Annotated in this window: 7 protein-coding genes; 5 read left to right on the top strand and 2 right to left on the bottom strand. The window is 45.8% G+C overall.

The window, feature by feature from the left end; all coding sequences use genetic code 11:
• Positions 1-90: 90 nt before the first annotated feature.
• The gene (locus DF182_RS12135; protein ID WP_113615880.1) at positions 91-1,098 is read left to right on the top strand and encodes a PorP/SprF family type IX secretion system membrane protein; all 1,008 of its coding nucleotides are present in this window, start codon (positions 91-93) and stop codon (positions 1,096-1,098) included.
• A gap of 85 nt (positions 1,099-1,183) precedes the next feature.
• Complete coding sequence (locus DF182_RS12130; RefSeq protein WP_113615879.1) at positions 1,184-3,250, top strand: OmpA family protein; 2,067 nt, start codon at positions 1,184-1,186, stop codon at positions 3,248-3,250.
• Between the two features lie 122 nt (positions 3,251-3,372).
• Here the strand turns inward: DF182_RS12130 and DF182_RS12125 are convergent, their stop codons facing one another.
• The gene (locus DF182_RS12125) at positions 3,373-3,888 is read right to left on the bottom strand and encodes a hypothetical protein (RefSeq protein WP_147243421.1); all 516 of its coding nucleotides are present in this window, start codon (positions 3,886-3,888) and stop codon (positions 3,373-3,375) included.
• Between the two features lie 292 nt (positions 3,889-4,180).
• On the opposite strand from DF182_RS12125, the gene DF182_RS12120 reads away from it, so the two are divergent.
• Complete coding sequence (locus DF182_RS12120) at positions 4,181-5,596, top strand: MATE family efflux transporter (protein WP_113615877.1); 1,416 nt, start codon at positions 4,181-4,183, stop codon at positions 5,594-5,596.
• A gap of 80 nt (positions 5,597-5,676) precedes the next feature.
• Positions 5,677-6,600: a PfkB family carbohydrate kinase gene (locus DF182_RS12115; protein WP_113615876.1), complete on the top strand. Its 924-nt coding sequence runs from the start codon at positions 5,677-5,679 to the stop codon at positions 6,598-6,600.
• A 78-nt stretch (positions 6,601-6,678) separates the two neighbouring features.
• Here DF182_RS12115 and DF182_RS12110 read toward each other — a convergent pair whose 3' ends face one another.
• Positions 6,679-7,470 carry a S1/P1 nuclease gene (locus DF182_RS12110; protein WP_113615875.1) on the bottom strand — a complete coding sequence of 264 codons (792 nt, stop codon included), beginning with the start codon at positions 7,468-7,470 and terminating at the stop codon, positions 6,679-6,681.
• A gap of 102 nt (positions 7,471-7,572) precedes the next feature.
• Here DF182_RS12110 and uvrB point away from each other — a divergent pair, with 102 nt between their 5' ends.
• The gene (gene uvrB / locus DF182_RS12105) at positions 7,573-9,627 is read left to right on the top strand and encodes an excinuclease ABC subunit UvrB (protein WP_113615874.1); all 2,055 of its coding nucleotides are present in this window, start codon (positions 7,573-7,575) and stop codon (positions 9,625-9,627) included.
• The last annotated feature ends 81 nt before the right edge of the window (positions 9,628-9,708 follow it).

Below are 9,708 nucleotides of genomic sequence, written 5' to 3'. Positions count from 1 at the left end.
TAGCATTAATCAAATAAATGAACTACAGCCGGGGTGCATTCAGCACCGGATTGCACCCCGGTTAATTTTGAACAAGTAAAAAATGTTCCTATGAAAAGGATCTTTATTGTTGCAATACTTTTGTGGAGCAGTTTGCTGCCAAGGTATTCAGTTGCCCAGGTAGACCCGCACTTTTCCCAGTATTATGCTTATCCGCTTTGGTTAAACCCAGCATTGACAGGCATTATAGACGGGGACTACCGGATCAGCGGAAATTACCGCAATCAGTGGGCTAATTATGGAAAACCTTTTTCTACCGCGGGCGTTTCTGTGGATGCCGCCACCGATAAAAATATTGGGGTAGGTTTTAATATGATCAATATGGCGGCCGGGGATGCAGGGTACAACTATTTCAACGCTATGGCCAGTGTGTCTTACACCGGTGTTAGGTTTGGACAAACCAAAACCAGTCAGCTTGTTTTTGGTCTTCAGGGTGGTATTATCAGCCGCAGAGTAGATCCTACCAAGTTCCAGACTGGCAGTCAGTATAAACCGACCATTGGTTTTGATCCCAGTATCGCCAACGGAGAAAATGTAACAACAACTTCTTCTACCGTATTTGATGCTGGTGCCGGCGCCATGTTCTTCGACGGAAACCCCAATCATACGTTCAATCCTTTTGTAGGTTTTGCCGCCGCCCACCTGACTGCTCCCAAAGACCCCTTCTCCGGTAGCGGTGAATCAAAGACAATGCCGGTACGTTACCTGTTTCATGGTGGTACTAAAATAAAAGTCAATGAGGTTTTAAGCCTTACCCCTACCGGATTATTTATGCGTCAGGGAAATGCACAGGAAGTAGTGGCTGGCATGTACGCACAGCTGCTGGTAAATCCTGATGTTGATTTCCTGGTAGGTGGTAACTACCGCTTTAATGATGCCGTAATACCTTTTGCCGGCTTTCATTTTAAAGGTTTTGTCCTTGGCCTCAGTTATGATGCCAACACTTCAAACATGCGCCGCCTCGTAAATGGCAGCCAGAGCTTTGAATTGTCTCTGTCCTTTATCAGCAGAAAAAGAAGGGTACTCAATGAAGAATACTTCATTTGCCCCAGATTATAACAGACTGTTGCACACATAAGTGGGAAGTGGATATTTAATACAGTGGATACATTATTTCTTCCAGATATTTAGAATTAGAATCTTCATGAAAAAAATTACGCTTCTTGCACTGGTAATTTTTGCAGGGCTGATTAATTCGATACAAGCTCAGTATGTAATCGATTTCAAACACACGGCAGATGTTTATTACAGTGCTAAGGATTTTTATTCGGCAGCACAGTATTATAACAAGGCACTGGGCACGTTTAAAGTAAAACCAGAGCAGATATTACCTTATGCCGTTGCCAACGCAGCTCCTCCGAGTGGTAAATTCAAGGATTATCAACAGGTGGTGGCGAGGCTGGCCGAGTCATACCGGTTGTACCACGACTACGGCAATGCAGAAACCTGGTATTCTCAGGTAGTAGGGTTTAATAACCCGCTGTATATACAGGCTAAATTCTGGTATGGCGTATGCCTGCGTGCCAATGGTAAATATGATGAAGCATTGACGCAGTTAAACGATTTTAAAAAGAATTATACAGTAGCAGATGAACTGTCTACCCGCGTGCCGTTGGAGATATCTTCCTGCGAGTTTGCTTTAAGTGAGGCATCCAAACAACCAAGATACACGATAACAAAAGTTTCAGGCACAGTGAATGAAGGTGGTGCCAACTATGCGCCGGTAGTGATAGATCAGAACACACTGATGTTTACTTCTTCCCGTTCGGATGCACCTTCACTGCCAGGTGTTACCGTAAAAGAAGCGGATAAAAAGCCCAAAGACAGAAGAGGTACGCCTTATGTAAATGATCTCTACACGGCCAATGGCAACGGTAGTGCCTTTGAAGCCAGCCAGAAACTGAAGATACCTGCCACCAAAGGATATGATCAGGGCGTTTCTTCCATCTCCCCGGATGGTAACTCCCTTTATATGACCCGCTGGACGATAAAGGATGGTGTTAAACAGTCTGCTATCTACCTCAGTACAAAAGAAAACGGTGTTTGGTCGGAACCACAAAAAATGGGCAGCAATATAAATGCAGAAGGCTACAACTCCATGCAGCCTTATATTACCGCCGATGGGAAATACCTGCTGTTTGCCTCCAACAGACCCGGAGGTATGGGCAAATACGATATCTGGTACTGCGTGATGAACAGCAATACCCCTGGTAATGCCCGTAATATGGGCACCGCCATCAATACCAAAGATGAAGAGCAGGCACCCTTCTACGATGCTGAGAAAAACCTCCTTATCTTCAGCTCTGATGGTCGGGTGGGCCTTGGTGGTCTGGACTTCTTCCAGAGTGAAGGTGATTTTGGCTCCTGGTCTGCTCCGGTAAATATGGGAAAACCCCTCAACTCACCCAAAGATGATATCTATTATTCTGCTATAGATAATACCCATCCCTTTGCAGAAGGATTTATCAGCTCTGACCGTGAATCCGTTTGCTGTCTGGAAGTATTTTCCATCAAAAGAATCCGGAAAGTAGCCAGTGGTGTGATTCTGGATTGCGATACCCATAGGCCGCTGGAAGGCGCTACTATCACGCTGCTGGATACTGTAAGACAAAAGACTGTCCGTACCATTAAACTTGATGGCTCCGGCCGTTACAGCTTCGAAATAGATCCCCAGCGTTTCTATAAAATAGTAGCTGCAAAAGATAACTACTTCACCAAAAGCCTCTACTTCAACTCTGAAGAATTGAACAGAGTTGACTCACTGGATAACCCTACGCTTTGCCTCAAGCATTATGAAGTAGAAAAACCAATTGTGTTGAATAATATCTACTATGATTTTGGTAAGTCCACGCTGCGCCCGGAGTCCAGAATTGTACTGGACACCGTGGTAGAGATGCTGGTTGATAACCCCAAATTGATCATCGAAATGAGTGCGCACACGGATAGTGTCGGCACAGATAAGGCCAATATGAAATTATCTCAGGCACGTGCACAATCCTGTGTTAATTATCTGATCAGCAAGGGCATTACTTCTCAGCGTCTGATCGCAAAAGGATACGGTAAAACCCGCCCTGTTGCACCTAACTCCTTGCCCAACCATAAGGATAATCCTGATGGTCGTCAGCAGAACAGAAGAACAGAGTTTAAAGTATTACGCAAGCAGATGCCTGTCCTGACGGATGGTACAGGAGAAAATCAATCATCGCAATAAACCAAGTATGCGGAATCTGTTCTGCATTACTTCCATATCCTAACAAAAAACAGGAAAATAGCCGGCCACTGTGCCGGCTATTTCTTTTCCGCACTATACCATTCAGAACAGTTTTAATGGCATTAGTTAGCAGCCTTACCAAAATTGCCAATAGCAACGGTGTCAGCTGAGAAGGCACTATGCTTTACTTTCAGGTGGGCAGCATAAGCTACGGCATCATCATATTTGAAGCCGATTTCCTTGGTAGCGCCGGCTGCCTGACGTAAGGTTATTTTCTTTACGTTTTTGAACAGTTCTACGATCACTATGCCGCCTGTACCTTTTGCTTCTTTGGTTTGTAATGTATCAGTAGTAGGTGATGTTTTGTTACCACCAATAAAGTATACCTGATGTACAGTGTCTTTTTTGTTTTTACCCAGTACAAGTACGACGTTAATAGAGCTGTCGGTGTTTTCAGTTACAGTTAACTCACCTGTTTGCCGGGCTGCATCGGTACCGGTGCCTAGCAATTTGAAGCTCTTGGCACGCGGAGGTGGCAACTGAATGGGGTCGTCATTGTCTTTGTTGCAGGCAGTAATGGCCAGTCCAAGTACAGCAAGGGCTATAGCTCCCGCTTTGAGAGCATGTTGATGTAGCATAAGCATGATGTCTTTTTACGAAAGTTTAATTTAGATAAGTTTGAATTTGGTTTCCTTATAGGTATCGGCGCCTTACCGTGAGATTAAACGTGGAGTAACTTTAAATGTTACAATAACCGTAAGAAATATTTGAAAAAAAACGCCTAATTTTATCTTGCATCAGCATGATGTATAAATTGTAGCGTATATGAAAGACTAATCCGACTGCGGTACTTCCGACAGTTACTTTTCCCCCGAGACAAATCCCCTGCCACACTGCGGGCTTATCTTCTCATGCTTAATCTTATCGACTATGTCATTCTTTAAACAGGCACAGTTACGTGCTGTTAATTTTTTTGCGCTGTTCCGGACAGCTGTTGCCGGAACAGAAAAGGAATTTACTACTGGTGGTATCAACCGCGCTATTTTTCTGCTGGCGATTCCTATGGTGCTGGAGATGGCCATGGAGTCGCTGTTTGCAGTTGTGGATATTTTTTTTGTAAGCCATCTGGGCGTTAATGCTATTACTACGGTAGGACTTACAGAATCGGTGCTTACATTGGTATATACCTGTGCGATGGGTCTGGGTATGGCAGCTACTGCTGTAGTGGCCAGGCGTACCGGTGAAAAGAACGCCGCAGAGGCGGCCCATGCTGCTATGCAGGCACTGTATATTGCTGTTGCGATGTCTGTGCTGATTGGTATAGTAGGTGTATTTTTTGCCCGTGATATCTTATTGCTGATGGGAGCTTCCAAAGAAGTGGTTGAATACGGTTACGTATATACGAAAATATTACTGGCAGGTAATGTGGTGATTGTTTTATTGTTTCTAATCAATGGTATTTTCCGCGGAGCAGGTGATGCTGCACTGGCGATGCGTTCACTATGGATTGCTAACGGATTGAATATTTTGTTGTGTCCTTTACTGATCAGAGGCTGGGGCCCTATACCGGCGATGGGTCTGAAAGGGGCTGCACTGGCTACTTTTATTGGTAGGGGCACCGGTGTTTGTTATCAGATATATCACCTGATACGTGGTAATGATCTGATAAAGATTACAAAACAACACCTCTCACCAGTTTGGAAGATCATTGTATCGTTGCTGAAGCTGGCGACAGGTAGTACTGCTCAGATGTTGATATCCTCTGCCAGCTGGATTTTTCTGGTAAGGATTATTTCCTTTTTCGGGAAAGATGCGGTGGCAGGATATACCATTGCCATCAGGGTGGTGATATTTACGATATTGCCTGCATGGGGTATGGCCAATGCTGCTGCTGCGCTGGTAGGTCAAAACCTGGGTGCCGGACAGCCGGATAGAGCTGAAAAATCTGTATGGAGAGCTGCTTTCCTGAACGTGATATTTCTGGGGGCAGTAGGTTTGGCCTTTTTGATTGCGGCGCCTGCGGTGATACAGCTGTTTACCTTCCAGGACGAAGTGGTTCGCTACGGTGTACAATGTCTGCGGCTGATGAGCCTTGGATATGTATTTTTTGCCTATGGGATGGTGATTACCCAGTCTTTCAATGGTGCAGGTGATACCCGTACCCCTACCCTGATTAATCTGGTGGCCCTGTGGATGTTTCAGATGCCGCTGGCCTATTCGCTGGCAATATGGCTCAACTGGGGCCCCCAGGGCGTATTCTGGGCTATGGCCATTTCTGAGTCCATGATGGCGGTGGCAGGTATACTGCTATTCCGCCGCGGTACATGGAAACAAGTGAAGATTTAGCTTTACGCTTTCTGAGGAAGATCTTACCTTTGCCTGGTTTGGCAATAAATTTTTAAACAAATAAACTTCAGGAAAGTAACATGTCTCTTACAGTCGTAGGTACGATGGCGTTCGATGAAATAGAAACGCCCTTTGGTAAATCAGGAAAAATCATTGGTGGTTCAGCCACTTTTATCGCATGGGCAGCTTCTAACTTCGTGAACCCTATCAACCAGGTATCTGTGGTAGGTGAAGACTTCCCCCAGACAGAACTGGATGCACTCTCTACCAAAGGAGTAGCATTGGAAGGTGTACAGGTGAAAAAAGGTGAAAAATCATTCTACTGGTCTGGTAAGTACCACATGGATATGAACACCCGTGATTCACTGGTTACAGACCTGAACGTACTGGCTGATTTTAGCCCGGTTATTCCTGAGAGCTATCAGGGTAGTGAGTTCCTGATCTTGGGTAACCTCACTCCGCAGGTTCAGATGAGTGTACTGGACCAGTTTACCGTAAGGCCTAAGCTGATCGTAATGGACACCATGAACTTCTGGATGGAAGTAGCCATGGATGACCTGCTGAAAGTGCTGAAAAAAGTGGATGTGCTGATGGTGAACGATAGTGAAGCTCGTCAGCTGAGTGGTGAATACTCTCTGGTAAAGGCAGCCAAAAAGATCATGACCATGGGTCCGCGTTACCTGATTATTAAAAAAGGTGAACACGGAGCATTGCTGTTCCACGAACAACACGTATTCTTTGCTCCTGCCATGCCGCTGGACGAAGTATATGACCCAACCGGTGCCGGTGATACATTTGCCGGTGGTTTCATTGGATACCTGGCTAAAACACGTGATCTGTCTTTCGAGAACATGAAAACAGCAATCATCGTTGGTTCTGCAATGGCTTCTTTCTGTGTTGAAAAATTTGGTACTTCCCGCCTGAGAGAAGTTACACATGAGGAAATCACTACCCGTCTGGAACAGTTTGTACAGCTGGTAAACTTCGATATCGATCTGGTGTAGATCAATTCTACGAGTTATAAAAGCGAAGGCCGAAGCAAATATATTTGCTTCGGCCTTCGCTTTTATATTAAGCTATGATTATTTAAAAATGCCATTCAGCACAGTGGCCAGTCTCAGGCCGCCTTTCAGCAGTTGGTCATTGAGGTTGTCTACAAAAACGTAGTTGTAGCGGTAGCTCAATTTGGAGTCCGGTTTAGTGTATCCATATACTTTATCGGCCAGTACATGGGATTCAAACATCCAGTCGGCAATAGTGCCGCTTTGCAGTTCTTTTACACGGGCAGGAGAAGCGATATCAATGGCTTTGCTGTATTCGGTATAGCTAAGCTGTTGAAAATCGATCAGTTGCTCATCCCATACACGGTGGAGATTGGAGGCTTTATCGAACCACATCAGGTTGATTTTGTTGCCGCCCATGTCTTCATCACGACCTACGTGCAGTGGTTGGTGCATGTCTCCCATCATATGCACCAGGAAACTGAGGGCAAAGACCTGCTTATCTTTTGCCAGTTTCTTGTTTTTCAAATCACTGATCATTGCCTGTGTTTGTGTGTACAGGTTTTCGCCGGTGGCTTCCTTCAGCAGCTTGTCGAACTCAGCGCGGTCAATATTGGCTGGGAAATCCAGGTAATGCCATTTGCTGGTATGATCGTACTGGTGGGTGGTGTCAGATTTGATAAAATCAGGCCAGTTGGCGATCATCGGCATACTTTGGCGTCCCAGGATGCTGACAACGGCTTTTTGGGCCTGTGGAGTCAGGTGCTGCCAGGCTATTTCCGCTACAATGCGGTGTCCGTTGGGCCCCCAGGCAAAGCTGGCTAAAGGCAGTAAAAAGGAAAGGAGCAGCCCTGTCAAGATCTTTTTTCTCATAAGTCAGTTAAGATTGAAGGGGCAAAATTAAAGCTCTTTTTTTAACACTTTAGCACGCTGTTCTTTAGTATTTTTACATACTGCTCAAATGAAAGTTTCAATATGCCATTTAAGATACAAGCGCCTTATGCTCCTGCTGGTGATCAGCCGGAAGCTATCAAACAGTTGACCCTGGGATTACAGGAAGGTGAACAATATCAAACCCTGCTGGGGGTGACCGGTTCTGGTAAAACCTTTACAGTAGCCAATGTGATTCAGAATGTACAACGTCCTACCCTGGTACTCACCCATAACAAAACCCTGGTAGCCCAGTTGTACGGGGAACTGCGACAGTTTTTTCCTGATAATGCGGTAGAGTATTTCGTTTCCTATTATGATTACTACCAGCCTGAAGCATACATGCCGGTAAGTGATACATACATAGAAAAAGATCTCGCCATCAACGAAGAGCTGGACAAACTCCGTTTGAAAGCCACCTCCAACCTGCTTTCCGGCCGCCGGGACATCATCGTGGTGGCCAGCGTGTCCTGCATTTATGGTATGGGTAACCCGACCGATTATGAAAACGGGATCATCCGTATTCAACGTGGACAGGCCTTCAGCCGCAATGCTTTCCTGCATGGACTGGTTAATTCACTTTATAGCCGTACTACCGGCGACTTTAACAGGGGCAACTTCCGGGTACAGGGTGATACAGTAGACATCAATCTGCCCTATGTGGATTATGGCTATCGGATTACTTTCTTCGGAGATGAAATTGAGGAGATAGAAAGTTTTGATGTACAGAACGGAAAACGGATCGGTACGATGGAGAATGCGGCCATTTTCCCGGCTAACCTGTATCTGGCGCCCAAAGATATTCTGCAGCAGGTGATCTACGAGATTCAGGACGAGCTGCATGCTCAGGTAGAGTATTTCAAAGCTAATGGTAAATTGATAGAAGCCCAGCGTTTGTCTGAAAGAGTAAATTATGATGTGGAGATGATCCGCGAACTGGGCTACTGTAGTGGTATTGAGAACTATTCCCGTTTCCTGGACAGGCGTAAGCCTGGAACCCGTCCTTTCTGTTTGCTGGACTATTTCCCGAAAGACTTTTTACTGGTGATTGATGAGAGCCACGTGACTGTACCACAGATCAGTGGGATGTATGGCGGTGACCGCTCCCGTAAGCTCAACCTGGTAGAGTTTGGCTTTAGGCTGCCTTCAGCGCTGGATAACCGGCCGCTTAATTTCTATGAGTTCGAAAACCTGGTGAATCAGGCCATCTTTGTAAGTGCTACACCTGGTGAATACGAATTGAAGAAAACGGAAGGTGTTGTGGTGGAGCAGGTGGTACGTCCTACCGGTTTGCTGGAGCCGCCTATTGAGGTAAGACCCAGCGTGAACCAGGTAGATGATCTGCTGGACGAGATTGACAAGCGGGTACAGAAAGGTGACCGTGTGCTGGTAACTACACTGACCAAACGTATGGCGGAAGAGATGGACAAATACCTGGGCAGGATTAATATCAAGTCGCGGTACATCCACTCGGAAGTGGATACCCTGGAGCGTATTGAGATATTGAGAGACCTGCGTCTGGGTAATATAGATGTGTTGGTGGGTGTGAACCTGCTGAGGGAAGGACTTGATCTGCCGGAAGTGTCGCTGGTGGCTATTCTGGATGCAGATAAAGAGGGGTTCCTGCGTGATGAAAGGTCTTTGACACAGACAGCGGGACGCGCCGCGCGTAACGTAGACGGGCTGGTGATCTTTTATGCAGACCATATTACTGACAGTATGCAGCGTACGATCGATGAAACGGATCGTCGCCGTGAGAAGCAGCAGGCATTTAACCTGGAACATAACATTACGCCCCGTACTGTGCGCAAGAGCAAAGAGCAGATCCTGGGTCAGACTTCTGTATTGGAAATCAAACATTTCGACGAATCCTCGCCTTATGCTGTGCATGATGAAGTGACGTTGGTGGCTGAAGATGCGATGCAGGTGGCTAAGGAAACCACCGCTGCGGCGAAAACGATTCCGCAGATGGAAAAGGCGATTTCGAAAGTCAAGAGAGATATGGAAAAGGCGGCGAAGGATCTTGACTTTATGGAAGCGGCCCGTTTACGCGATCAGATGTTTGCGATGGAGCGGGAGTTGCAGGAAATGAAACAATAATGATCTCTTCCTTCTAAAATATCACATGTAATTATTTATAATATAACATTGTGAATTTGATTTCACAATGTTATATTATAA

It is taken from the genome of Chitinophaga flava (genome assembly GCF_003308995.1).
GTDB classification, from domain to species: Bacteria; Bacteroidota; Bacteroidia; order Chitinophagales; family Chitinophagaceae; genus Chitinophaga; species Chitinophaga flava.
The sequence above is the reverse complement of the archived record's forward strand: the minus strand, read 5'-3'. Positions and strand labels throughout refer to the sequence as shown.